General features: G+C 55.7%; 34 protein-coding genes. 22 read left to right on the top strand and 12 right to left on the bottom strand.

Features of this window, described 5'->3' with window-relative positions; genetic code table 11:
- Positions 1 to 181 precede the first annotated feature (181 nt).
- Positions 182 to 544 (top strand): response regulator transcription factor, encoded by a 363-nt coding sequence (locus GO984_RS17930; RefSeq protein ID WP_138163846.1) that lies wholly within the window; start codon positions 182 to 184, stop codon positions 542 to 544.
- Positions 545 to 559: 15 nt separating this feature from the next.
- Here GO984_RS17930 and GO984_RS17925 read toward each other — a convergent pair whose 3' ends face one another.
- Positions 560 to 1,534, bottom strand: a complete 975-nt coding sequence (locus GO984_RS17925) for a glutathione S-transferase family protein (protein ID WP_157023973.1) — start codon at positions 1,532 to 1,534, stop codon at positions 560 to 562.
- Positions 1,535 to 1,754: 220 nt separating this feature from the next.
- On the opposite strand from GO984_RS17925, the gene GO984_RS17920 reads away from it, so the two are divergent.
- Complete coding sequence (locus tag GO984_RS17920) at positions 1,755 to 2,111, top strand: hypothetical protein (protein WP_138163848.1); 357 nt, start codon at positions 1,755 to 1,757, stop codon at positions 2,109 to 2,111.
- A gap of 71 nt (positions 2,112 to 2,182) precedes the next feature.
- Here the strand turns inward: GO984_RS17920 and GO984_RS17915 are convergent, their stop codons facing one another.
- Positions 2,183 to 3,355 carry a MalY/PatB family protein gene (locus tag GO984_RS17915; RefSeq protein ID WP_157023972.1) on the bottom strand — a complete coding sequence of 391 codons (1,173 nt, stop codon included), beginning with the start codon at positions 3,353 to 3,355 and terminating at the stop codon, positions 2,183 to 2,185.
- 96 nt (positions 3,356 to 3,451) lie between these two features.
- Here GO984_RS17915 and def (GO984_RS17910) point away from each other — a divergent pair, with 96 nt between their 5' ends.
- From def (GO984_RS17910) to GO984_RS17885, 6 genes are read left to right on the top strand one after another with little or no spacing between them, the layout of a single operon-like run.
- Positions 3,452 to 3,970 (top strand): peptide deformylase, encoded by a 519-nt coding sequence (def, locus tag GO984_RS17910; RefSeq protein WP_157023971.1) that lies wholly within the window; start codon positions 3,452 to 3,454, stop codon positions 3,968 to 3,970.
- Positions 3,967 to 4,464: a peptide deformylase gene (gene def, locus GO984_RS17905; protein WP_167740405.1), complete on the top strand. Its 498-nt coding sequence runs from the start codon at positions 3,967 to 3,969 to the stop codon at positions 4,462 to 4,464. The genes def (GO984_RS17910) and def (GO984_RS17905) overlap by 4 nt, the downstream gene beginning before the upstream one ends.
- The gene (gene def / locus GO984_RS17900) at positions 4,461 to 4,958 is read left to right on the top strand and encodes a peptide deformylase (RefSeq protein WP_157023970.1); all 498 of its coding nucleotides are present in this window, start codon (positions 4,461 to 4,463) and stop codon (positions 4,956 to 4,958) included. The genes def (GO984_RS17905) and def (GO984_RS17900) overlap by 4 nt, the downstream gene beginning before the upstream one ends.
- Before the next feature lie 54 nt (positions 4,959 to 5,012).
- Positions 5,013 to 5,918, top strand: coding sequence for a methionyl-tRNA formyltransferase (gene fmt, locus GO984_RS17895; protein ID WP_157023969.1), 906 nt, complete (start codon positions 5,013 to 5,015; stop codon positions 5,916 to 5,918).
- A 13-nt stretch (positions 5,919 to 5,931) separates the two neighbouring features.
- Entirely contained in the window at positions 5,932 to 6,168 is a 237-nt protein-coding gene (locus GO984_RS17890) for a hypothetical protein (RefSeq protein ID WP_138163854.1), read from the top strand.
- Positions 6,169 to 6,173: 5 nt separating this feature from the next.
- Positions 6,174 to 6,413, top strand: coding sequence for a GlsB/YeaQ/YmgE family stress response membrane protein (locus GO984_RS17885; RefSeq protein WP_157023968.1), 240 nt, complete (start codon positions 6,174 to 6,176; stop codon positions 6,411 to 6,413).
- 51 nt (positions 6,414 to 6,464) lie between these two features.
- On the opposite strand, the gene GO984_RS17880 is transcribed toward GO984_RS17885, so the two are convergent.
- The 5 genes from GO984_RS17880 to ispH form a co-directional block, all read right to left on the bottom strand.
- Positions 6,465 to 7,091, bottom strand: coding sequence for a trimeric intracellular cation channel family protein (locus GO984_RS17880; protein ID WP_157023967.1), 627 nt, complete (start codon positions 7,089 to 7,091; stop codon positions 6,465 to 6,467).
- 29 nt (positions 7,092 to 7,120) lie between these two features.
- The gene (gene rnhA, locus GO984_RS17875) at positions 7,121 to 7,591 is read right to left on the bottom strand and encodes a ribonuclease HI (protein ID WP_138163857.1); all 471 of its coding nucleotides are present in this window, start codon (positions 7,589 to 7,591) and stop codon (positions 7,121 to 7,123) included.
- The gene (locus GO984_RS17870; RefSeq protein WP_157023966.1) at positions 7,584 to 8,183 is read right to left on the bottom strand and encodes a class I SAM-dependent DNA methyltransferase; all 600 of its coding nucleotides are present in this window, start codon (positions 8,181 to 8,183) and stop codon (positions 7,584 to 7,586) included. Before GO984_RS17870 ends, rnhA begins: the two co-directional genes overlap by 8 nt.
- A 23-nt stretch (positions 8,184 to 8,206) precedes the next feature.
- Positions 8,207 to 8,821: a LysE family translocator gene (locus tag GO984_RS17865; protein ID WP_157023965.1), complete on the bottom strand. Its 615-nt coding sequence runs from the start codon at positions 8,819 to 8,821 to the stop codon at positions 8,207 to 8,209.
- A 90-nt stretch (positions 8,822 to 8,911) separates the two neighbouring features.
- Positions 8,912 to 9,862, bottom strand: a complete 951-nt coding sequence (ispH, locus tag GO984_RS17860; RefSeq protein ID WP_157023964.1) for a 4-hydroxy-3-methylbut-2-enyl diphosphate reductase — start codon at positions 9,860 to 9,862, stop codon at positions 8,912 to 8,914.
- Between the two features lie 117 nt (positions 9,863 to 9,979).
- Between ispH and GO984_RS17855 the strand changes: the two genes are divergently transcribed.
- Positions 9,980 to 10,459 carry a c-type cytochrome gene (locus tag GO984_RS17855; RefSeq protein WP_342448106.1) on the top strand — a complete coding sequence of 160 codons (480 nt, stop codon included), beginning with the start codon at positions 9,980 to 9,982 and terminating at the stop codon, positions 10,457 to 10,459.
- Positions 10,460 to 10,591: 132 nt separating this feature from the next.
- Here the strand turns inward: GO984_RS17855 and GO984_RS17850 are convergent, their stop codons facing one another.
- Positions 10,592 to 11,164: a LabA-like NYN domain-containing protein gene (locus tag GO984_RS17850; protein ID WP_157023963.1), complete on the bottom strand. Its 573-nt coding sequence runs from the start codon at positions 11,162 to 11,164 to the stop codon at positions 10,592 to 10,594.
- Positions 11,165 to 11,301: 137 nt separating this feature from the next.
- On the opposite strand from GO984_RS17850, the gene folK reads away from it, so the two are divergent.
- The 11 genes from folK (at position 11,302) to GO984_RS17795 (ending at position 19,960) form a co-directional block, all read left to right on the top strand.
- A complete protein-coding gene (gene folK, locus GO984_RS17845; RefSeq protein WP_157023962.1) occupies positions 11,302 to 11,871 on the top strand; it encodes a 2-amino-4-hydroxy-6-hydroxymethyldihydropteridine diphosphokinase in 570 nt (189 codons plus the stop codon).
- Positions 11,872 to 11,964: 93 nt separating this feature from the next.
- Positions 11,965 to 12,318 carry a DNA-directed RNA polymerase subunit omega gene (gene rpoZ, locus GO984_RS17840; protein WP_138163864.1) on the top strand — a complete coding sequence of 118 codons (354 nt, stop codon included), beginning with the start codon at positions 11,965 to 11,967 and terminating at the stop codon, positions 12,316 to 12,318.
- A 32-nt stretch (positions 12,319 to 12,350) separates the two neighbouring features.
- Entirely contained in the window at positions 12,351 to 14,483 is a 2,133-nt protein-coding gene (locus GO984_RS17835) for a RelA/SpoT family protein (RefSeq protein ID WP_157023961.1), read from the top strand.
- 52 nt (positions 14,484 to 14,535) lie between these two features.
- Entirely contained in the window at positions 14,536 to 15,222 is a 687-nt protein-coding gene (locus GO984_RS17830; RefSeq protein WP_157023960.1) for a DUF2062 domain-containing protein, read from the top strand.
- Positions 15,223 to 15,293: 71 nt separating this feature from the next.
- Entirely contained in the window at positions 15,294 to 16,040 is a 747-nt protein-coding gene (locus GO984_RS17825; RefSeq protein ID WP_157023959.1) for a pyridoxine 5'-phosphate synthase, read from the top strand.
- A gap of 123 nt (positions 16,041 to 16,163) precedes the next feature.
- Positions 16,164 to 16,628, top strand: a complete 465-nt coding sequence (locus tag GO984_RS17820) for an ABZJ_00895 family protein (protein ID WP_157023958.1) — start codon at positions 16,164 to 16,166, stop codon at positions 16,626 to 16,628.
- 9 nt (positions 16,629 to 16,637) lie between these two features.
- The gene (gene acpS / locus GO984_RS17815) at positions 16,638 to 17,054 is read left to right on the top strand and encodes a holo-ACP synthase (protein ID WP_138163869.1); all 417 of its coding nucleotides are present in this window, start codon (positions 16,638 to 16,640) and stop codon (positions 17,052 to 17,054) included.
- A 72-nt stretch (positions 17,055 to 17,126) separates the two neighbouring features.
- On the top strand, positions 17,127 to 17,966 hold the full coding sequence (gene lepB, locus GO984_RS17810) for a signal peptidase I (protein ID WP_157023957.1): 840 nt from the start codon (positions 17,127 to 17,129) through the stop codon (positions 17,964 to 17,966).
- Entirely contained in the window at positions 17,963 to 18,649 is a 687-nt protein-coding gene (gene rnc, locus GO984_RS17805; RefSeq protein ID WP_167740404.1) for a ribonuclease III, read from the top strand. The genes lepB and rnc overlap by 4 nt, the downstream gene beginning before the upstream one ends.
- A complete protein-coding gene (era, locus tag GO984_RS17800; RefSeq protein WP_157023956.1) occupies positions 18,646 to 19,554 on the top strand; it encodes a GTPase Era in 909 nt (302 codons plus the stop codon). Before rnc ends, era begins: the two co-directional genes overlap by 4 nt.
- A 76-nt stretch (positions 19,555 to 19,630) precedes the next feature.
- Positions 19,631 to 19,960, top strand: a complete 330-nt coding sequence (locus GO984_RS17795; RefSeq protein WP_157023955.1) for a DUF1491 family protein — start codon at positions 19,631 to 19,633, stop codon at positions 19,958 to 19,960.
- Here GO984_RS17795 and GO984_RS17790 read toward each other — a convergent pair whose 3' ends face one another.
- Positions 19,961 to 20,266: a putative quinol monooxygenase gene (locus GO984_RS17790; RefSeq protein ID WP_157023954.1), complete on the bottom strand. Its 306-nt coding sequence runs from the start codon at positions 20,264 to 20,266 to the stop codon at positions 19,961 to 19,963.
- A gap of 135 nt (positions 20,267 to 20,401) precedes the next feature.
- Between GO984_RS17790 and recO the strand changes: the two genes are divergently transcribed.
- Complete coding sequence (recO, locus tag GO984_RS17785; protein ID WP_167740403.1) at positions 20,402 to 21,127, top strand: DNA repair protein RecO; 726 nt, start codon at positions 20,402 to 20,404, stop codon at positions 21,125 to 21,127.
- On the opposite strand, the gene GO984_RS17780 is transcribed toward recO, so the two are convergent.
- Both GO984_RS17780 and GO984_RS17775 read right to left on the bottom strand, forming a co-directional pair.
- Positions 21,111 to 21,515: an META domain-containing protein gene (locus GO984_RS17780; RefSeq protein ID WP_157023953.1), complete on the bottom strand. Its 405-nt coding sequence runs from the start codon at positions 21,513 to 21,515 to the stop codon at positions 21,111 to 21,113. The two genes, recO and GO984_RS17780, sit on opposite strands and share 17 nt — an antisense overlap.
- Positions 21,516 to 21,545: 30 nt before the next feature.
- A complete protein-coding gene (locus GO984_RS17775; protein ID WP_157023952.1) occupies positions 21,546 to 22,106 on the bottom strand; it encodes a TetR/AcrR family transcriptional regulator in 561 nt (186 codons plus the stop codon).
- An 80-nt stretch (positions 22,107 to 22,186) separates the two neighbouring features.
- On the opposite strand from GO984_RS17775, the gene GO984_RS17770 reads away from it, so the two are divergent.
- Positions 22,187 to 22,573: a hypothetical protein gene (locus tag GO984_RS17770; protein WP_157023951.1), complete on the top strand. Its 387-nt coding sequence runs from the start codon at positions 22,187 to 22,189 to the stop codon at positions 22,571 to 22,573.
- 10 nt (positions 22,574 to 22,583) lie between these two features.
- Here the strand turns inward: GO984_RS17770 and GO984_RS17765 are convergent, their stop codons facing one another.
- A complete protein-coding gene (locus GO984_RS17765) occupies positions 22,584 to 23,279 on the bottom strand; it encodes an SGNH/GDSL hydrolase family protein (protein WP_157023950.1) in 696 nt (231 codons plus the stop codon).
- Positions 23,280 to 23,341: the final 62 nt, after the last annotated feature.

Below are 23,341 nucleotides of genomic sequence, written 5' to 3'. Positions count from 1 at the left end.
TCAGCACCTATTGAATAAGGATGTAGGTCCAGACATCACAAGAATGGCTAGATGCATATGAAGTAAGACTATTGTCTAAGCAACAGTGCTTGGTGATACGCGAGAAATTTGCTAAGGAGTTCCGGGAAATTCAGTGGCGTTGGGGAGTGGCACCGTTTTTGTAAGAGTGCCCGGTTTGTGTATGAATGTTTTGATTGTTGAAAGCAGCCCAGACTTGGGGTTGCTCTGGAAGAAGCATCTGGAAAGACAAGGGGCCGAGGTTGCTTTGGTAGACAGCCAGGAGGCGGCCATTCTGGCGCTTTATGCTGGTGGTTTTGATATCATTGTGCTGGATCTTGTCATCGAAGAAGGTAGTGCTTTGGCCATTGCGGATTTTGCCAGCTACCGCCGCCCGGATGCGAAGGTGATTTTTGTCACCAACACCAGTTTTTTCTCAGATGGCTCCATTTTTGCCCATAGCCCCAACGCCTGTGCTTACGTGCAAAGTGAGACGCCGCCAGAAGATCTGGCGGCGATGGTCGAGCATTATGCGGCCATGCGATAGCTCGCAGGCCGTATACTAGCCTCTCCTGTGTGGTGCGTACCAATCCAGAACAGGATTGGTGGGAATGATCCGGGACGGATTGATGCTGTCGTGACTGTAGTGGTAGTGGCGGACGATGTGCTGCATACCCACCGTCTCTGCTACGCCGGGCCATTGGTATAGCTCGCGGGTATAGGCCCAGAGGTTCGGGTAATCGATCAAACGTTTCCGGTTACATTTGAAGTGCAGGTGATAGACGGAATCGAACCGCGCCAAGGTGGTGAACAGCCGCCAGTCTGCCTCGGTCACTTTTTCCCCGAGCAGATATCGATGTTGCGATAAAAGATCCTCTAGCCACTCTAACGTGTCAAAAAGTGGCTCTATTGCGGCGTCATAGGCTTCTTGCGTGGTGGCAAACCCACATTTGTAAACGCCGTTGTTCAGGCTGCTGTAGATCCGTGCATTCACCGCCTCGATGGGTTCACGCATTTCCTGTGGCCAATAGTCATCGGTATTGCCGGTTAGGTCATTAAAGGCCGAGTTGAACATACGGATGATTTCAGAGCTTTCGTTCGACACAATAGTCTTGCGCTGTTTATCCCACAGGATTGGAACGGTGACGCGGCCGGTGAAATCTGGAACGGCTTGAGTGTAGATCTGGTGGGCGTGGGTCAGACCGAATAGATCGTCACCGGTCGCGCCATGTTCGTCCGTTTCAAACGTCCAGCCTTCGTTCAACATATCAGGGTGGACCACCGAAACACTGATGTGATCCTGCAGTGATTTGAGTGCGCGAAAAATTAGGGTTCGGTGGGCCCAGGGGCAGGCCAGAGAGACATAAAGATGGTACCGGCCGCTTTCGGCTTTGAACCCATCCTGGCCGGATATGCCGGCGCTGCCGTCAGCGGTGATCCAATTGCGGAACTTTGCGTCGGCACGTTTGAATGCTCCGCCGGTGGAATCTGTATCATACCATTGGTCGTGCCATTTTCCGTCAATCAACAGGCCCATTTGGCTGCTCCTAAAAAGTTTCTGTAGCAAAGATAGGGGGTATTTTTCAGCTCGCCTATTGGCAGCCACGCGCAACTCCTCTGCGCCGGTGCACAGGCGCTGTTGCATTGTTGGGCCAGCTTTTGGATTCGGATCTGGCAAGCGGTATTTCAAAAAAAGTTCACTTGATTTTATCTTTTGTAGAGGCACCCTTAGAGTCAACAAAGCAGAGGTTAGCCAGATGTCGACATACCTACCCAAAGAAGTTCAGGATGGATTGGATGCGGCGCGATTGGCCGCTTTGAAAAAGTCGAGCCGCCTACGGGTTTTGGTCGATGATGAGGTCTATCGCGTGTTACGCATGTGGAAGGACGGGTTTGCCGTCGAGGAGGGAATCACGCCCAAGCTGCGCGGGCTCGTTGATCTATATGATGGTACAAATCACCTGTATCAATGCCTGATTATCGCAGCTGAGGCCGAGGCGGGTGAGATGTGTTATGAGTTCAAGCGCTCAACCGTCGCAGCGGATAAGGCTCCGCTGGATTTCTACCGTGCGCCAGACGCGCCGGTGGCGCTGTTGGCAAGCGACGCGATGTAGTCAGATCGCTGTCTTGCACAAAAAAAGGCCCCAAGTGAGGGGCCTTTTCTATTTGTGGGGGGCTCTGCGAATTATTGCAGATCCGAAAATGCGTGGCGCATACGCTCGCAGGCTTCGACCACGCGGCTGCGTTGGGTGGCCAGATTGAAGCGTTGGAAGGTTTCGCCACCCGTGCCAAAGCTGGGGCCTTGGGACACGGCGATCTTGGCGACGTCGCGGATGCGGGCTGCAACTTCGTCGTGGGTCATGCCGGTACCGGAAAAATCTACCCAAGCCAGATAGGTGGATTGCAGAGGCAGCGATTTCAGGCCGGGAATGGCATTGATGGCCTGATCAAAGATCTGTCGGTTGCCTTCGAGATGGGCAAGCTGCTCATCCACCCATTCCGCACCTTCCGGAGAATATGCGGCGGTGATCATGTTGATCGCCAGGCTGCCAGCACCATAGTCCAGCGTATTCAATCGGTGTTTCATCGCGGCGCGCAGGGTATCATCGGGAATGATCATGTTGCCTGTGCGCTGGCCTGCAATGTTGAACGTCTTGGAGGATGCGGTGAGGGTGACGGTGCGGTCGCGGGCCTCTGGTGCGGCGATATCCATCGGCACGAAGGTGTTGCCAGCGTAAACCAGATCGTGGTGGATTTCGTCAGCAACCAGAATCAGATCATTGCGTTTTGCAAAGTCGGCAACCGAGCGCAGTTCTTCGGGTGTCCAGACACGACCCGAAGGGTTCTGCGGTGAACACCACAGCAACAGTTTTTCATTGCCCGTCAAACGGCTTTGCGCATCGTCGAGATCCAGGAAATAGGTATCACCCTCGCGTTTGAGAGGACACTCTGTCAGCTTACGTCCGGTCTTGGCGATCTTGTGCGCAAACTCATGGTAGACGGGTGTAAATGTCACCACGCCATCATCTGGTTCGCTCCAGACATCCAGGCTCAGGGCAATGGCGTTGCCCAGTCCTTGCGAAGTGAGGATCCAGTCTTGCTCGATCTCCCAGTTGTGGCGGTTTTTCATCCACCACTGCACGGCGGCCAGATAATCAGGGTGATCCCAGGAATAACCAAAGACCCCGTGATCTGCGGCTTTGTGGATCGCCTCGATCACGCAGGGGGCGGTGGCGTAGTCCGAATCTGCCGTCCACATGGCCAGACCGTCGTCAGGGGAAACACCATATAGCATTTCCATCTTGTCCCATTTGGTGCTGTTGGTGCCGCGGCGGTCGATAGGGTCGTCAAAACTCATTCAGGTCACTCCTTTGCTTGGCGTGAAGCTACTGCTAATTTCGATAGGTGCAAGGGGGGCGTTGCGGTGGCTGGGGCAATGGCCTAAATCGGGGGCATGAAACGTAACATTCTGATCCATCCCGACCCTCGCCTGAAGAAGGTTTGTGCCCCAGTGAGTGATATCACTGATGATCTGCGCAAGCTGGCTGATGACATGCTGGAAACCATGTATGACGCGCCGGGCATTGGTCTGGCGGCGCCGCAGATCGGTATCATGGACCGGATAATCGCTCTGGATTGTGTCAAAGAAGAGGGTGAAACACCGCGTCCGCTGGTGATGTTCAACCCGGTTATCGTGGCTTCGTCGGATGAAACCAATGTGTACGAGGAGGGCTGCCTGTCGATTCCCGAGCAATACGGTGAGGTGACCCGACCCAAGTTGGTGGATGTCGAATGGATGGACCGCGATGGCAACGCGCAGCGCGAGACGTTTGATGATCTGTGGGCGACCTGTGTGCAGCACGAGATAGATCACCTTCAGGGCAAACTGTTCATTGATTATCTAAAGCCTCTGCGCCGCCAGATGATCACCCGAAAAATGCAAAAGCTGAAACGCGAGCTGGCCCGCAAGTGAGCGTATTGCCGATTCTGATCTGGCCGGACGCCCGCCTGTCGCAGCGCTGTGAGACTGTGCAGGGTGAGGATCTGGATGATCTGATTGCTGACATGTTCGAGACCATGTATGCGGCGCAGGGGCGTGGGCTGGCCGCACCTCAAATCGGGGTGATGAAGCGGCTGTTTGTGATGGACTGCACCTGGAAAGAAGGCACGAAGTCCCCCATGGCGATGATCAACCCGACAATCATGGCCGCCGAACGTATTCCTGTCGTGATGGAAGAGGGCTGCCTGTCTATTCCTGGTATTTTGGTGTCTGTTGAGCGCCCCAAGGCCGTAACAGTGCAGTGGACTGCGCCCGAGGGGGATATTCACATGGCCGACTTTGACGGATTCGAAGCTCGCTGCATTCAGCATGAATTTGATCACCTGAATGGCATGGTAACATTTGACCATTTGACGGCGGCAGAGCGGACCAAGGCCGAGACCGACTTTCTGGAGAGACACATATGACAACCCGTACCTGCCTGCCGTGGCCAGACAAGCGCCTGCGCACTGTTGCGGACGAAGTGACTGAAATTACCGATGAGATCCGCGCGATCTGGGTGGACATGGTGGATACCATGGAAGCGATGCCCGGGGTCGGGCTGGGAGCGCCTCAGATCGGTGTGATGCTGCGGCTGGCGGTGGTTGATGGCTCACGCGAGCGGGGCAAGGCGGTGAAGATGGCCAATCCCGAAGTGTTGCATGCGTCGATTGAATTGCGTGAGCACGACGAGGCCAGCCCCAACCTGCCGGGGGTGTCAGCCAAGATCAAACGCCCGCGTGCGGTGACGGTGCGATTTATGAATGAAGCCGGGCAGATAGATCGGCGCGATTTTGTCGGTGTCGAGGCAACCAGCGTGCAGCATCAAATCGATCATCTGAACGGCAAGATGTATTTTGATCATCTGAGCAAGGTCAAACGTGACATGTTGTTGCGCAAGGCCAAGAAACTGAACGGCTGAGTGCTGGCAAAGCATGGTGCGTGCCAGCACGCACCCTACACAAGGGGCAAAACGATGCGCGTCATATTCATGGGTACGCCTGATTTTTCGGTTCCGGTGCTGGAGGCTCTGGTGGATGCTGGGCACGAGATTGCAGCCGTCTATTGCCAGCCGCCGCGTCCGGCGGGACGGGGCAAGAAGGACCGGCCAACGCCAGTGCATGCCCGTGCGGTTAAGTTGGGGCTAGAGGTACGTCACCCTGTATCCTTGAAAACGCCCGAGGCGCAGGAAGAGTTTGCGGCGCTGGGCGCTGATGTCGCGGTGGTTGTGGCCTATGGGCTGATCCTGCCGCAGGTCATTCTGGATGCACCTGCCAAGGGGTGCCTGAACATTCACGCCAGCCTGTTGCCACGTTGGCGTGGTGCTGCACCTATCCACCGGGCGATCATGGCCGGGGATGAAGAAACCGGGATTTGCATCATGCAGATGGAGGCCGGGCTCGACACTGGGCCCGTGCTGCTGCGTGAAGGCACTGCCATTGGCGAAGAGGAAACCACCGCGCAGCTGCATGACCGGTTGTCAGAGATGGGGGCGTCGTTGATCGTGACTGCGTTACGGCATCTCGATGGCCTCTCTCCGGATGTGCAGCCTGATGAGGGCGTCACCTATGCCAGTAAGATCGACAAGGCTGAGGCGCGCATTGACTGGAGCCGCCCAGCGGTTGAAGTGGATCGGCAGATCCGTGGGCTGTCACCATTTCCCGGTGCCTGGAGTGAGCTGAACGGTCAGCGGGTCAAACTGCTGGCGTCAAGGCTGGCCGAAGGGCAGGGTGAACCCGGTGAAGTGTTGGCAGAAAACCTCACCATTGCCTGTGGTTCGGGGGCAGTTGAACTGCTGCGCTTGCAACGGGCGGGCAAGGGCGCGCAGGATCGCGAGATATTCCTGCGCGGTTTTGCAATGAAGCCGGGCGATAGTTTCTAAGCGGAGAGCCTGCATGTATTTGACCTTGATGGGCACCGTGGTGATTGCCGGGATCGTTGGCTATGTTGCCGAACGATCTGGGTTCACCAGCAACGGGTATATCCCGTCGATCATCATCTGTGTTGGCGGCGCGTTCTTGTTTTACTTCGTACGACTGATGTTTGGCATTGGTTTTCATGCGGCAGGCTGGAATGCCATTGTGTCGTCTATTGGGGCGCTGATTATCGTGCCCTTTCACTGGAAGAGGTGACGGATATGCCCATTATTGCCCTGATTATCATTGGAGCCGCTGCCGGATTTCTGGCAACGCGGTTGATGCGGATTGACGCAAATATAGTGACAACCGTGGCGATCGGCATGGCTGGCGCACTGATTGGTGGTTTGGTTCTGCGGTTTCTATTGACGGTTATGGGGATGATGGCCGGGTTTGTCGGTGCGGTTCTGGGGGCGTTACTGCTGATCTGGCTGTGGCAGACCTATCTTCAGAAAAAGTAATTTAGGGCACGCCTTCCCGCCGGGAAATAGGTGGTTGTTTTAGAGTTTATCCTAGCTGCGGGGTGGGCGGCTTTTATAGGCTGTGAGATGCCAGCCAAATAGAATGGAGCCCGCCCTGAGTGTCCAGCAGACTACAGCACAGGCTACCAGAGCGCTGAAGTCGGGCCAGCCAAAAAATTCAGAAAAGCCGATGGCGGTAATGGCGCCAGCCATTGTGCAGGTCACGTAAAGCTCACCCTGCTTCAACACCAGGGGGACTTCGTTGCAGACCACATCACGCATCAAGCCGCCTAGCGACCCTGTTGCCATTCCCATCATCACTACTATCACCGGCGACTTGTCGAGCGAAATTGCTGCGCCAGTACCTGCGGAAACTGCGATAGCAAGTGCAAAACTATCCAGCCAGATCAACCATTTTTGTCGGCTTTCCATCCGGTGGGCGGTGAAAAACACAATCACTGCCGCCCCAACAGCCAAGAGGATGTAGGTTGGTTCTTCTACCCAAAACACAGGGTGTCGGTCCAACAACAGATCCCGGATGGTGCCGCCGCCGACGGCCGTCAGGCAGGCGACAAAGGCAAAGCCGACGATATCCAGCTGGGCGCGACTGGCGACCAGTGCCCCTGTCAGGGCAAAGACCAGAACCGAGGCGTAATCCAATAGGGTCAGGAAACTCATATGTTACCCCTATCAGAACCGGGTGACTGTCACGACCGGGATTTCTTGGGTTTGAACGGCTCCATGCCAGCGCGGGCCAGCTCATCCGCGCGTTCGTTTTCTTCGTGACCGGCGTGACCCTTGATCCACTTCCATGTCACCTGATGGCGTACCTGCGCCTCGTCAATGCGCTGCCAGAGGTCGACGTTTTTAACGGGCTTTCTGGCCGAGGTTTTCCAGCCGTTCTTTTTCCAGCCAAAAATCCACTGGGTGACGCCATTTTTTACGTAGGCAGAGTCGGTTACCACGGTCAGGGTCGAGGGGCGGCTGAGGCTTTCCAGCGCGTTGATTGCCGCCAGAAGTTCCATCCGGTTGTTGGTGGTGTCAGACTCGCCGCCTTTCAGCTCTCGCTCTTTGACAATCTTGCCGTCATCATCAAGGGCGCGCAACAGAACGCCCCAGCCTCCGGGACCGGGATTACCGGAGCAGGCTCCGTCGGTATATGCATATAGTTCAGACATGTGCGGTCATTACTACGAAGGTATCGTCACTGCCAGCCAATCCTTTGCCATTTCCAATGCGAGAGCGGGTAACATTGAAACCGGCCTCTGTAAGGAGTGCGCGCAACTCATCCTCGCTGTAATAGGCATAAAATCGACCAAGGTGATCGCGGTTCTCACCGGAGCCAATTTTCATACCGATAGACAGGCAGCCGCCGGGGCGCAAAGCACGTTGGATGCGTTTTAAATGGCGCGGAAAATCAGCGCGAGGCGCGTGCAACAGGCTGAAGTTGGCCCATACTCCATCGTAGTGAACTTCGTCAGCCAGGTCCTCGAAGGTGGCGAGTTTTGCATCTAATCCGTAATTGGCCTTGGCGAGGTCTACCATTTCAGGTGAGGCGTCAGTGGCTTCTACTGTCAGGCCCTCGTCGCGTAGGCGGGCGGCCCATTGACCGGGGCCACATCCAAGGTCAAGGACATGACCGCCATTGGGAACATCAGACAGAAAGGCGAACAGGTCTGCATCCTGATCCGCATTTTTGGTCAGAGCGAAGCGGTCTGCATATTCATCTGCCGCTTCGGCATAGACCGCCATAGTTTCCTGATCGGTCATGTCTACTCCAGTTAGAGGGGGTCTCAGGCGCGTTCAACGGCAAGGCGTGCGGCCAGACCGGCAAAGATGGCGGCAAAGCCACGGTTGAGCCAGGTCAGCACCCGTTCCGACCCAAGCACATAATCGCGGGCGGTGGCGGCGAAAAGACCGTAGAGTACGAAGACTACAAACGTCAGCCCCATGAAGACCGAACCTAGCAGGGTCATCTCCAGAGTGGCGGATGTGGGGTTTCCACTAAGAAAGGGCGGCAGCAGGGCCAGGAAGAAAATCGACAGTTTGGGGTTCAGGATATTGATCAGGGCGCCGCGCTGGGCGATTTTCAGGCCGGGTTGGGTGGTGGTCTTTGATGTGATCGCCAGTGCACCACCGGATTTCATCGCCTGCCAGGCAAGATAGAGCAGGTAAAGCACGCCTGCAATTTTGACGATCTGAAACATCAGAGCCGAACTGTGCAAGACGGCTGCAAGACCAAGAGTGGCAGCGGCCAGATGCGGAAGGATACCAACCGTACAGCCCAATGCGGCCCAGAATGCGGCTTGGCGCCCCTGACCCAGCCCAAGTGCAAGAGTGTAAATCACGCCGGTTCCGGGGGCGAGTACAACAACAAAAGCAGTTAGTAGGAAATGTAGAGAAATCATCAAGCGGCTCCGGGTATCAGAAATGGGTGAGCCAAGGCCTAGCACGGCATTGGCATTCTGTCACAGGCTTGAAAGTGGGCGGGGGTGAACCTACGCTGGCTGGCGCAACACGCGAGGGACTTTGAATTCGATATCCTCGACAGCCGTTTCCACCACTTCGACTGTCACGTCATAGCGACTGCGGAAAGCGTCGATAACTTCGTTCACCAGCAGTTCCGGGGCTGACGCGCCGGCGGTGATGGCGACACTGCGGATGCCCTCGAGGGCGCGCCAGTCGATATTTGTGGCACGTTGCACCAGCTGCGCGTATTTGCAGCCAGCCTTCGCGCCAACCTCGACCAGACGGCGCGAGTTCGAGGAATTGGGCGCGCCAACAACCAGCAGGGCGTCGCTTTTAGGAGCCACCGATTTTACCGCGTGCTGGCGGTTGGTGGTGGCATAACAGATGTCTTCTTTGTGGGGGCCGATGATGGCTGGAAACCGGTCGTGTAAGGCAGCCACGATGTCCTTGGTGTCGTCGACCGACAGGGTGGTCTGGGTGACATAGGCCAATTGGGCCGGATCGCGTACGGCAACTGTGGCCACGTCTTCGACGGTTTCCACCAAGAGTACCTCGCCGTTGGGCAGTTGCCCCATGGTTCCAATGGTTTCGGGATGGCCCTTGTGACCGATCATGATCATTTGCAAACCGGCATCTGCGTGGCGCTGGGCTTCGATGTGAACCTTGGAAACCAACGGGCAGGTGGCATCGACATAGACCATCTGACGGCGGCTGGCTTCGGCGGGAACCGACTTGGGTACACCATGAGCCGAAAAGATCACGGGCCGGTCATCTGGGCAGTCTTCTAGCTCTTCGACAAATACCGCGCCTTTTTCACGCAGCCCATCAACAACAAATTTGTTGTGAACGATTTCGTGACGCACATAGACGGGCGCCCCCCATTTCTGGATCGCCATTTCAACGATCTTGATCGCACGGTCGACCCCGGCGCAGAAACCGCGCGGTGCGGCCAGATACAAAGTTAGTGGGGGCATTGTCATTGGCGTCTCCTTGCTGTGCAGAGGTAAGGCTTTCGTGCGCTCAGGTCCATAGGGGCTGATGCTCACGGTGATGTGACTAGAGCTTCCTGTGGGGGAAGGCTGCAAAGGAGGTGAAAAGTGACCGGAGGATCGTCGATGAAGTTTTTTGGTAGCAGTGTGGCCCTAGGCGTGGCCGTGCTGGGAACAGTGTTGTGGAGCCAGGGCACCGCAGGCAATGCTGCGGGGGTGTTTCCGTATCAGGATGATGCGGCCGTAGCGCAAGGAAAGGTGATTTATCAGGACAATTGCGCCAGTTGCCATGGTGATCAGTTGCAGGGAGAGGCCAATTGGCGCGAGCGAGATGAAGAGGGATACCTACCGGCCCCTCCACATAACGCCAGCGGTCACACATGGCACCATGCGGACCAGCAGCTGCTGACCATTACCAGAAAAGGCACGGCTGCCCTGGTTGGAAATGGGTATCGCAGCCGGATGGAAGGGTACGAGGATGTGTTGAGCGAGTCGGATTTGCTGGCCGTTTTTGCCTATATCAAGAGCACCTGGCCTGCTGAGGTTATCGCTCGTCACAATGAGATCAACGAGCAGGCGGAAAACTGAGTTTTAGCGGCGCCCATAAGGTGCATAGAATGGCATCCATTTAACGTTGTCTGCCTACCCCAAACAAAAAAACAGGCGCCGGATAAATGTCCGGCGCCTGTCGAAATCTTAAATCGGGTTAATAGGCCCGTATCATTTGCCTGCGAAGGCCACGTTGCGCGCTTCATCCGGGTCTTCACGCGGCGGGCGACCAATTACATCTTTGAGCTCTTCGAGTTCAATGAAGTTGTCGGCCTGGCGGCGCAAGTCGTCCGAAATCATTGGTGGCTGGCTACGGATAGTCGAGACAACTGATACGCGGACACCCTGTCGCTGCAAGCTGGCAACCAGCGGCCGGAAATCCCCATCCCCGGAAAACAGCACAATGTGATCCACGCGCGGTGCCAGTTCCATAGCGTCTACAGCGAGTTCGATATCCATGTTGCCCTTAACCTTACGGCGGCCCATGCTATCGGTGTATTCCTTGGCGGGTTTTGTCACCATGGTAAAGCCATTGTAGTGGAGCCAGTCCACCAGAGGCCGAATGGGCGAGTATTCATCGTTCTCAAGCAGCGCCGTATAGTAGAACGCACGCAGCATTTTTCCGCGGCGCATGAATTCCTGACGCAATAACTTATAGTCGATATCAAACCCCAGCGCCTTGGCAGCAGCATAAAGATTTGAACCATCGATGAACAGCGCAAGCCGTTCGTCCTTATAAAACATAATATGTCCTTCCGGTATATTCTGCCCGCGCGGTGTGTTCCGTGAGTGAATGCTAAAATTGCGCGAAACAGGTAGATCTAATGTAAGTTATTTGTCATGTCCTGCAAGTGTATCAAATATATGAAATGGGGTCAAAAATGACCGAATTCCGGTCAAATGCGCTTATTGCTTTAGGGGGGAACCTTCCAACCTGCGCTGGAATGCCGCATCAGACATTGGTCGCAGCTGTTTGCGCGCTTTCAAAGTACGACCTGAGGTTGCGAGCGGTGTCACGATTCTTTCACACGCCGTGTTTTCCGGCGGGGGCGGGGCCTGATTATGTCAACGCACTGATAGAGATCAGCAGCGAGCTGTCTGCCGAAGGGTTGTTAGCCGTTTTGCATGAGGTGGAGGCGCAATTCGCACGCGTGCGAGATCAGCGTTGGGGCATGCGAACGCTGGATTTGGATCTTATTGCCTTTGCTGGCCAGATTATGCCGGACCGTGAAACCTACGCACGGTGGCTGGAGCTGCCGTTAGCCGAGCAGATGCGTGAATCTCCTGATCAACTGATACTGCCGCACCCGAGGCTCCAAGACAGAGGCTTTGTGCTGGTCCCCCTGTGCGATATCGCCCCGGATTGGGTGCATCCGGTGCTTGGTCTGTCAGCGCGCGAAATGCTCGCGGATCTACCCGACGAGGCAGTTGTAGAGGTACAGCCACTCTGATGTGGCAAAAGAGACGCATTCAGCGCTTGTCAAGACAAAGATTCGGGCTTACACACCATCGTTCTGGATCCTTACTCATTTGGAGAGTTGCTGATGGCCCGCGTAACGGTTGAAGACTGTGTTGATAAAGTTCCCAACCGCTTTGAGCTGGTGATGCTGGCAGCCCACCGCGCCCGCGAGATCGCGGCAGGTGCGCCGATCACTGTTGAGCGTGACAATGACAAAAATCCTGTCGTGTCGCTGCGTGAAATCGCAGATGAAACACAAAGCGCTGATTCGCTGCGTGAACGTCTGATTGAGAGCAACCAGACCCAGATCGAAGTCGATGAGCCCGAAGAAGATTCGATGGCTCTGCTGATGGGCGGCGAGGCTGACAAGCCGGCTGACGATGACATGTCCGAAGAAAAACTTCTTCGTGCGCTGATGGAAGCCCAAGGACAGGGCTGAGCCGCACAATTAACTGAGGCTGCGGACCGGAAATGATATCACCTGAAGATCTGATTGCGCTGGTCCGCAACTACAATCCCAAGACCAACGAAGAGCGGCTCGCCGAAGCATATACCTATGGCGAAGAGATGCACACGGGGCAATTCCGGCATTCGGGTGAACCTTATTTCACCCATCCAGTTGCCGTTGCTGCAATCCTGACCGAACAGCGCCTGGATGATGCCACCATCATCACCGCGCTGCTGCATGACACCATCGAAGATACCAAGGCCAACTACGAAGAGGTCTCGGAGCGGTTTGGAAACGAAGTTGCTGAGCTGGTCGATGGTGTGACCAAGCTGACCAATCTGCAGCTGTCCAGCCGGGAAACCAAACAAGCTGAGAATTTTCGCAAACTGTTCATGGCGATGTCCAAGGATTTGCGGGTTATCTTGGTCAAGCTGGCAGACCGCTTGCACAACATGCGCACGATCAAGGCGATGCGTCCGGACAAGCAGGCCCAAAAAGCCCGCGAGACCATGGATATCTATGCGCCCTTGGCGGGTCGCATGGGGATGCAGTGGATGCGCGAAGAGCTGGAGGATCTGGCGTTTCGCGTTCTGAATCCCGAAGGCCGACAGTCGATCATCCGTCGCTTTATCACCCTGCAACGTGAAACCGGCGATGTGATTCACCGGATCACCGGCGACATGCGCAGTGAACTAGAGAAGGCGGGTATCGAGGCCGAAGTGTTTGGTCGCGCGAAGAAACCCTATTCAATCTGGCGCAAAATGCAGGAAAAGGATCAGGGGTTTTCGCGGCTGTCCGATATCTATGGGTTCCGCATTATTACCGCCACCGAGGAAGACAGCTATCGCACGTTGGGTGCTATTCACCAACGGTGGCGGGCGGTGCCGGGACGGTTCAAAGATTATATCAGCCAGCCTAAATCCAACGGCTACCGGTCAATCCACACCACAGTGTCGGGGCGCGACGGCAAGCGGGTTGAGGTGCAGATTCGCACCCGGCAGATGCACGACGTTGCTGAAACCGGCGTAGCGGCACACTGGTCATACCGCGACGGTGTGCGCACCCAAAACCCGTTTGCGGTAGATCCGGCTAAGTGGATCGCTTCACTCACCGAACAGTTCGACGCTGAAGAAGACCACGACGAGTTTCTCGAAGCGGTCAAGCTAGAGATGTATTCGGATCAGGTGTTCTGCTTTACGCCCAAGGGCGATGTGATCAAGCTGCCCAAAGGGGCGACACCGATTGACTACGCCTATGCGATCCACACTCGGATCGGCCATGCCTGTGTTGGGGCCAAGGTGGATGCCATTCGAGTGCCGCTGTGGACCCGGTTGCGCAATGGTCAGTCGGTCGACATCATCACCGCCGAAGGACAGACGCCGCAGATCAGCTGGTTGGAGATTGCCACAACAGGTAAAGCCCGCACGGCCATCCGCCGTGCCTTGCGGGACGCAGACCGCGAACGGTTTGTGAAGCTGGGGCGCGAACTTGCGCGATCTGCGTTTGAGCATGTAGGTCGTAAATCCACAGACAAAGCGCTGGAAACGGCTGCGCGTGTATTGCGATTGGGGAATGCCCATGAGTTGCTGGCACGTCTTGGGGCTGCCGAAATCACCGGGCACGATGTTGTGCAGGCGGTCTATCCGGATCTGATTCCAGACAGGAGCGACGAAATCTCGCCGCGTCGTGCGGTGATCGGCCTTGAGCCTGGGCAAAGTTTTGAACGCGCGACCTGCTGTCAGCCGTTGCCAGGTGAACGCATCATCGGGATTACTTACCGCGGGCGCGGTGTTGTGGTCCACGCTGCGGATTGTGACCATCTGAGCAATTATGAAGACCAGCCAGAGCGCTGGGTCGACGTCCATTGGCATGATGGGACACACCCTGCGGTGTATGGCGTCACTCTGGGACTGACCATTGGCAATGATGCCGGGGTGCTGGGACGAATTTGCACATTGATTGGTGAGAAAAAGGCCAATATTTCAGACCTTGAATTTGTAGATCGGAAACCAGACTTTTACCGTCTGGTGATAAACGTCGAATTGCGGGATGTGGAGCAGCTGCACTCGTTGATATTAATGCTGGAAGCTGAAAGTGATGTTGCAGCCGTTGAGCGCATCCGCGATCAAGTGGTGACGCATAGCGCCAAGCTGTAAGGCCGCGGAAAATGTGGCCTTGCACTGGCCGAATTTGGGAAGGACGCAATCGTTGGTATTCAGGCGCCGGGACCGACGTTCGCCGTTACGTGCGATTGTGGATTTCATCTGGCCGCGTGGCGGCTGGGGGCGGGCGTTTCTGTATGTCAAACACCGGGTGCGCCGTTTGCCTGATTCGCCTGAGCGGATCGCCCGAGGCATTGCTGCCGGTGTATTCACCTCGTTTACCCCGTTCTATGGATTGCATTTTATTGTCGCAGCCCTGGTTGCGCGGTTGTTCAACGGCAATATCCTCGCCGCTCTTAGCGGTACCTTTTTTGGCAACCCACTGACCTATGTGCCTATTGGGGTTGCGTCGTTGCAAACTGGCCATTGGCTGTTGGGCACTGAGTTCGACACAGAAGTGGACCACTCGCTGATTGGCAAGTTTTTTGGTGTCAGCAAAGATGTCTGGGATAACTTGCTGGCGCTGATCTCAGACCGCGAGGCGGACTGGCATGGATTACAGCTGTTCTATAACGAGGTGTTTCTGCCCTATATGATTGGCAGCGTGATTCCGGGCGTGATTGTGGCGGTGATTTGCTACTACCTCAGTGTGCCACTGATCCGTGTTTATCAGCAGCGTCGCCGTTCAAAAATCAAAGCAAAGTTCCAGGCGATCAAGGCCCGCGCGCATCTGAAAAATGATACCTCTGTGTCCTCTAGCATGGCCAAAGCCCCCCTGCGCAAGGCGCAGTAAAATTTAGCAGTTTGCTCTTTTAGCTCTGATGTCTAATGTCGGGGAAAATGGGCTTATTAGGACTTGCAATTATGGCTGAAACTTCTTTGCGACTGGGTCTCAACATTGATCATGTAGCAACGCTGCGCAACGCACGCGGTGGTACGAATCCTGATCCCGTGCGGGCCGCGAAACTTGCAGAAGAAGCTGGTGTCGACGGCATCACAGCGCATCTGCGTGAAGACCGCCGCCATATGGTTGATGCAGACATTGAAAACCTGATGCAGTCACTTACGGTGCCTTTGAATTTTGAAATGGCTGCCACCGATGAGATGCAGAGGATTGCGCTGCGCCACAAGCCTCACGCGGTCTGCATCGTTCCTGAAAAACGCGAAGAGCGCACCACCGAGGGTGGGTTGGAAGTGGCGCGTGAGCAGAACAAATTGAGCGACTTTATCGCGCCGCTACGTGAGGCTGGCAGTCGTATCTCGCTGTTTGTTGCCGCTGATATGAAACAGGTCGAAGCCGCGCACCGGGTTGGTGCTGATATCATCGAGTTGCATGTCGGGGCTTACTGCGATGCCCATGCTGAGGGTGATTTCAAATTACGTGACGCTGAATTTGAGAGCCTGCGTGACATGTCTACCTACGCGCATTCTCTTGGGCTGGAGGTGCATGCTGGCCACGGGCTGACCTATGACTGTGTTAAGCCGATTGCGGCCTTTCCCGAGGTGCGAGAGTTGAACATTGGTCACTTCCTGATTGGTGAAGCGGTGTTTCGTGGTTTGCCCCCTGCGGTTCAGGAAATGCGCCGCCTGATGGATGAGGCAAGGCACTGATCTTGCTCGGTTAGCAGAGACTAATATTTGGTATCACGTATATCCCGCAGCTTTAGCGGTCGTCGGCGCATCCACTTCTCTTCTGAATGCGCTGATTGGAGCGATGGACTTAGGAATATCTAGATGAAGAAAATTAGCTTACTTCGCTATTCGATGTGGCTCCTCGGGTGGCGGATGTTTTTGCCGGCTGTATTTATTGCGATTCTGATGGCCATAAACGTGGACCTGTCCTCTTCGGTAACGTCCATTTTGCCGACGATGATGGCCGCGATGTTCTCGGGGCAACGATTTGCAAGAGATAATGGGCAAACTGTTCCGGCCAATGATGTTCGTCGTTTTGCATTCAGGGCCACACTGATTGGTGTCGTGGTCGAGGTTGTTGCATCGGCATTCTGGGGGGTACTGTTGGTCGGGCCTGAGTTTTTTCATGCTATCGCCTCTGTGTACTTGGGGGGCAGCATGGTTCCGATGATCGGCATTACCGTCTTCTTGGTTGCCGTCATGTACTTTGGGAATAGGTTCTTTGTTTCTATGGGAGCAAAAAACGAACTGAAAGCTGCTGCTAAACGTGCGCAGGTGCAACGGTAAACGGATTACATGATCCTTGGTATCGGAACAGATCTAGCAAACATTGAACGGATCCAGCGGACGCTGGATCGGTTTGGCGACCGGTTTAAGAATCGGGTGTTCACCACCATCGAGCAACAAAAAGCCGAGCGTCGCATGGATGTGGCGGGAACCTATGCAAAACGCTGGGCCGCCAAAGAGGCCTGTTCCAAAGCACTGGGCACTGGCCTGCGTATGGGAATTGCCTGGAAGGACATGGCGGTCAGCAATCTGCGAACAGGGCAGCCGGTAATGCATGTTACTGGTTGGGCTGCCAAGCGGTTGCAGGAGATGACGCCGCCGGGTCACGAGGCTGTGATCCATGTGACTTTGACCGACGATCACCCCTGGGCACAGGCTTTTGTGGTGATTGAAGCGCGGGCGATTGCCAGTACCATCGCGGAATAGGCCAGCCATGCTTGACTTACCCCGTGTCGGGCCGCATGTAGCCTCGGACCTTTTTCAGAACCGGAGAGCCTGATGGCGACCAAAGCCCAAGCCGGAAATTCGATCATTGAGACGATCAAAACCATTGTTTACGCGCTGTTGATCGCCGGTGTTTTCCGCACCCTGTTTTTCCAGCCGTTCTGGATCCCATCGGGGTCGATGAAGGAAACCCTGTTGATCGGGGATTTTCTGTTCGTCAACAAGATGGCCTATGGCTACTCCTACGCCTCTTGCCCAAGTGTGAAACTTGGTGTTGTTGGTATTGATATCGATGCCGAGGATATCTGTGGGTTCATGGATGGTGACAACACCCGCTTGTTTGGCGGCACGCCCGAGCGCGGAGACGTGGCAGTGTTTCGCCACCCTGTGAACAATACCGACTTTATCAAACGGCTGATTGGCCTGCCCGGCGACAAAATTCAGGTCAAAGATGGCGTGTTGCTCATCAACGATCAGGCTGTTGCCCTAAAGGACGCCGGAGATTTTGAGGAAGTGATGGAGCGTCAAGGACCACAGGGCCGCTTCCCAAGATGTGAAAACAATTCGGCAGTGGGCGAGGGGGCGATCTGCAAAAAATCGCGCCAGATCGCAACGCTGCCTAATGGTGTTGAACACGCGATTATCAACATCGGCGATCAGTCAACGGACCACACTGGTGTTTATCTGGTTCCCGAAGGGCACTATTTCTTTATGGGTGACAACCGTGACAACTCTACCGACAGCCGGGTTCCGCAGAATGCGGGTGGTGTAGGTTTTGTTCCCTACGAAAACCTGATCGGCCGAGCAGACCGCATTATGTTCTCATCTGCCGGACGGTCTATGTTGTTCTTCTGGACTTGGCGCAGTGATCGTTTCTTCAAGGGGATCACGTGAAACTGTCCAAAGAAATGCGCGCTTTCCAAGAGCGGATCGGGCATCAGTTTGCCCGGCCTGAACTGCTGGTGCGCGCGCTGACACACGCGTCAATTTCATCCCCCACGCGTAGCGACAATCAGCGGCTTGAATTTCTGGGTGACCGGGTGCTGGGGCTGGTGATGGCAACGGCATTGCTGGAAGACGACAAATCCGCATCCGAGGGCCAACTGGCGCCGCGTTTCAATGCCATGGTGCGCAAAGAGGCCTGTGCGGATGTGGCGCGTGAAATCGAGCTTGGCGAAGTGTTGAAGCTGGGCCGATCCGAAATGATGTCGGGTGGGCGACGCAAACTGGCGCTGTTGGGTGACGCGATGGAAGCGGTGATTGCCGCTGTCTACAAAGACGCCGGGTTTGAAGCGGCTCAGGCGATGATTCTGCGGTTGTGGGCCAGCCGCATCAACGCTGTTGAGGTAGACGCACGCGACTCCAAGACGTCCCTACAGGAGATGGTACAGGCAAAAGGCCAAAAACCGCCCTCATATGTGTTAGTATCCCGCACCGGACCAGATCATCAGCCGGTGTTTACAATTTCAGTCCGGTTGGATGACGGCGCCGAGGCGCAGGCCACCGCAGGATCAAAACGACAGGCCGAACAGGCTGCAGCCACAGCGCTGCTAAGCAAACTGGAGCAAAAACAATGACAACTCGTGCCGGATTCGTGGCCCTGATCGGTGAACCGAACGCGGGCAAGTCGACCCTGCTGAACCGTATGGTCGGGGCCAAGGTCTCGATTGTGACCCACAAGGTGCAGACCACCCGTGCCCGTATTCGTGGTGTGGCGATGGATGGGCAGAACCAGATCGTGTTTGTAGACACTCCAGGCCTGTTTGCGCCGCGCCGCCGATTGGACCGCGCAATGGTTGCGGCTGCCTGGGGTGGCGCTGCGGATGCTGATGTGATTGTGCTGATGGTTGAAGCCCACCGGGGTATCACCGAGGGCGTTGAGAAGATCCTGGACGGTTTGGCCGAGATTGGCGAGGGTCGCACCGTGACGCTTGCCATCAACAAGATCGACAAGGTTCCAACTGAGAAACTGCTCGGTTTGTCGCAGGATCTGAACGAACGTTACGGCTTTGCTGAAACCTTTATGATTTCGGCCGAACGTGGACATGGGGTCGAGGATCTGCGGAGTTGGCTGGGTGCGAAGCTGCCTGAAGGTCCGTGGCTGTATCCCGAAGATCAGATTGCCGATTTGCCACTGCGGATGATCGCTGCTGAAATGACCCGTGAAAAGTTGACACTGCGGCTGCATCAGGAATTGCCCTACCAGATGACGGTTGAAACCGAAGGCTGGGAAGATCGCAAGGATGGCTCGGTCAAAATTGATCAGGTGGTCTATGTCGTTCGTGATGGGCACAAAGGCATCGTGTTGGGCAAAAATGGCGAGACAATCAAATCCATTGGTCAGGCCTCCCGAACCGAATTGACTGAGTTTCTGGACCGCAAAGTGCACTTGTTCCTACAGGTCAAAGTGCGGCCCAATTGGCAGGACGAGTCCGAGCGCTATTCTGAAATGGGGCTGGACTTCAAAGACGGCAACCAGTGACAGACAAAGGGCGTTCTTGCGTTGGATCTGCCGGGTCGACAGGCCGGGTGCGCCGGAGCAAGAAACGTAATGGGCTATGACGCGTCTTACCGCTGAATTCTGGGTGCACGCCTATCTGGCGCGGCTTCGGTTTCAGGAAATCCCAGCCTTTGTGGTCTCCCATGGTGACGACACGGCGGGTGCTGTTCTGGTTAAGCTGAACACGCTGGACGGTCAGGCAATTGCATTTCAACGTTCATTTGATTTGATGAGCGGCGAACGCAAATGGGTTGAACTGGTCAAAGGTGACGAGCGCGATGTGGATGCTTCGGTGCAGAAGCAACAAGAATTCGACCCCGATCTATGGGTGATCGAGGTCGAAGACCGGCTAGGGCGTCATCTATTGGATGAACCGGGCCTGGAGTGATTACCAGCCGTTGGATTTGAGAGAGATGTCATGGCCTGTGGCGGAGGGGGTTCCACCCGCAAATTCGCTGACCTTGCCCGCAAAGGTTTTGAAATAGCCTTGTGATTGTACGTGAGCCAGTGTTTCAGCACTGTCCCAGCGCCCCCAGTGAAAGCGGGTTTCCTTGTCGTCAGCAACAGCAACCTGATAGTTGAACTTGCCTACTGCAGCTGGATCATTGTTGATGGCATCGATGAAGTCGTTCATGGCTGCTTGCCAAGCATCTTCTTCGCCGCTGTATTTGTAAGTGATGGTGATACCACGCATGTTGGACCCTTTATTTAACAAAAACGTTAAATAGAGATAGGCAGGAAAAAGCAGCCTTCAAGAGGTATCTTGCGAATTGTTGATGCTTGCGATCTTTTGGCGAAGTAACGTTGACCAATCTGCGGAGGACAGCCAGTGGAATGGCGTGATCATGGTATATTACTAAGCCTGCGACGCCATGGTGAAAGCTCGGCAATTATTGATGTATTTACCGAAGAACACGGCCGTCACGCAGGGGTGGTGCGTGGTGGTACCAGTCGCAAACAGGCACCAGTTCTACAGCCCGGTGCTCAGTTGGATGTGACTTGGCGGGCGCGGTTAGAGGATCATTTGGGGCACTATCAGGCGGAACCCTTGCGCAGCCGCGCGGCCGCTGCGCTATCGGGCCGATTGGCGCTGGCGGGGTTGAATGCTGTAACCGGGCTGTTGTCGTTCTGCCTCCCTGAGCGCGAACCCCACGGCAACCTTTATACCAGATCGGAGCAGTTGCTGGATCTGCTGGATCAGGAAGAGCTATGGCCGCTGGCCTATCTGCGCTGGGAGTTAGCACTGTTAGAGGACATGGGATTTGGGCTGGACTTGTCCGCCTGCGCGGTGACAGGGGTCACCCGAGGTTTGATTTATGTTTCTCCGAAGTCTGGGCGGGCGGTATCAGCCAAGGGCGCAGGCGACTGGGCAGACCGGTTGTTGCCCCTGCCGCCTGTTCTGCTGGGGCAGGGAGCGGCGACGGACGCAGAAATTGCGCAGGGGTTGCAGACCACTGGCTTCTTCCTTGAGGCCCGCCTTGCGCCTTCGTTGGGGCGGCACCCACTGCCTGAGGTGCGCGGGCGGTTTGTGGACGCGTTTACTCGGCGGCTCTGAACACCAGCTCGCGGCCTGCGTCGTTGCTAAGGATCAGCGTCCCGCCAGACACCTCGGACAAAGTCATGGTTTGAAGGGCTTGAAGAAAGCGACCTTCTGCGGCCAGATCGCCACAGCTCATACGGGTCACGCTTAGTTTTTGAGCGTCAAACCAGGGATAAGGCGCATCTTGCACGGCGCTGTAGCTGTTGCACGGGGCGGACCCGCTGATAACGCCCGATTCAGGAAACTGCAGGCTCGCCGCTGCGTTGAACGGCAGGCCATCCATTTCAGCAAGATACCAGGTTATATCAGCAGCCCCATAGGCGGCTATGGTTTCATCGCCCCGACAGGCCGCAAGTCCAAGCCCAATCAGGCTGATGAGTCCAAGGGGGATGGGGATACGCATGGGCGTAGATTAGGCAAGATTAGTCTGCATTCAAGCCGGGTCGGGAAATTGAGTTAGAATTAGGTTGACCAATTGGACCAGAGCATTGGAAGGCTGGCCCTGAACACTTGGCAGATCATCCAGCCCAATCAGCGTGGCGTATATGAGACGGGCGTAGGGCCTTGGCGGAACGCCAGCTTCTGCAAGCAGGGCTTCGAGATACTCCAACCGTCGGGAATCTACCCGGTCAACAGTGTCGCGCACCAATTGGGCCGCGCGTGCCCAGGCCCGGATGGCGCTTTCTGCGGGTTGGTTTGGGTCAAGCTCTGTCGGTTTTTCTTGGGCGAGGCGTGCCAGCATCCGTAACCGATCTCGCGGATCGGGAAGGGGGGCCAGAGCATCTATGACGTCAGTGACTGCGCGTTGCTCCCACAGCGCCATCATTGCCGCGTGGAAGCTGGGAACATCTGTGAAGTGCCAATAAAACGAGCCTTTCGAGCTGCCAATCCGGCGGGCCAAGACTTCGGCCTTAAGGGCCACGGGACCCAGTTCGGCCAGCGCATTGAAGCCAGCGAAGATCCAGTCAGATTGAGAGAGGCGTGGTTTGGACATGGCGAAACCATACGCTTGCGTATGGACTCTGGCAAGGCGATATGCAATCCATACGCAAGCGTATGGAATCGGAGAACGCAATGCAGATTAATCGTAGTTATGCCGTCGCCGCCACTTTGATGGGTCTTACCGTTGGGCTTCATGTCTTTGGTGGAGGACCGGAAATTCATGATCCGATCCGCGCCAGCGCCATGCCAGACTTGGTGCGGGCAGTTGGCTCGGTGTTATGGCACGCGGTGACCTGGATTTTAATCTTGATGGCTGTAGCGCTCGCCTGGATCAGCTACCGTCAAAATTCAGCGCTGTTTGCGATGGTCATCGCCATTCAAATTGGTTTTGCAGCTTTGTTTCTGTTCTACGGTTGGACGCTACTGGGAACAGTATGGGAGATGGGGCAGTGGACTATCTTTAGTGTCATTCCTGCCGTGATGCTTTTGGGGCACTGGCAAGAGAGGCGCAGCGCATAGACTGGCATCACTAGTGTGTTGTCTTTTCCACTGAACGGATGAGATCGGCGACTCTGTTGCCGATCGCGGTGCTGGCTTTGATAGAAGGGTGGATCATGTCCAGCGCGTGGTAGGATCGATCGCCATGTGGAACCAGATCATCCAACGACAGGAAGTGTATTCCACTGTCCAGTTCGGCGGCGCGAGAGATGCGTTGTTCCAGAATATTGCCTTCGTCACGGCAATGTTCGATCGGTGAGCCTACTCCGGGGCTTCGAAGGTAGCCGATATATATCACCTGTGCGCCGGTTTTGCGCAGATCCGTCAACATGCTGGGAATGGCACCTTGGCTCCCATCCTTTGAAACCAGTTTGTCCAATCTGCGGTCACAGGCAAAGCAGCCACAGCCGAGCCAGAGATCATTGCCGCCGCCGGTGACAAGAATCCAATCCCAATTCCCGGCGCGGTATTGCTTGTGAATGTTGAGGCCTGCACTGCCGGACACCGGTAGCTTGTAAATGATATGTGCCGCCGACACTGAGCGATCCATAACAGGTTCGTCCAGCGCCTTGGCCACCGAGTCTGGGATCGATTGTGCGCTGATATTGTTCCATGCCATCAGCGAATCGCCAATTGCCAGAATGCGTGGGGCCTGATCACCTGGCGCAGATGCGGCACAGCCGGTCAGCAACGCAAGAACGGCAAAGAGGCGGATAATAAAAGTCATGAGGTCTTTTAGCGGGAATGAGGCGTTGTGAGAACAGGTTTGAGTAGAAACAGTCTCTTTCC

This window comes from Parasedimentitalea huanghaiensis, assembly GCF_009753675.1.
Lineage (GTDB): Bacteria > Pseudomonadota > Alphaproteobacteria > Rhodobacterales > Rhodobacteraceae > Parasedimentitalea > Parasedimentitalea huanghaiensis.
Note: the sequence above shows the minus strand (reverse complement) of the source record. Positions and strands in the feature narration are given on the sequence as shown.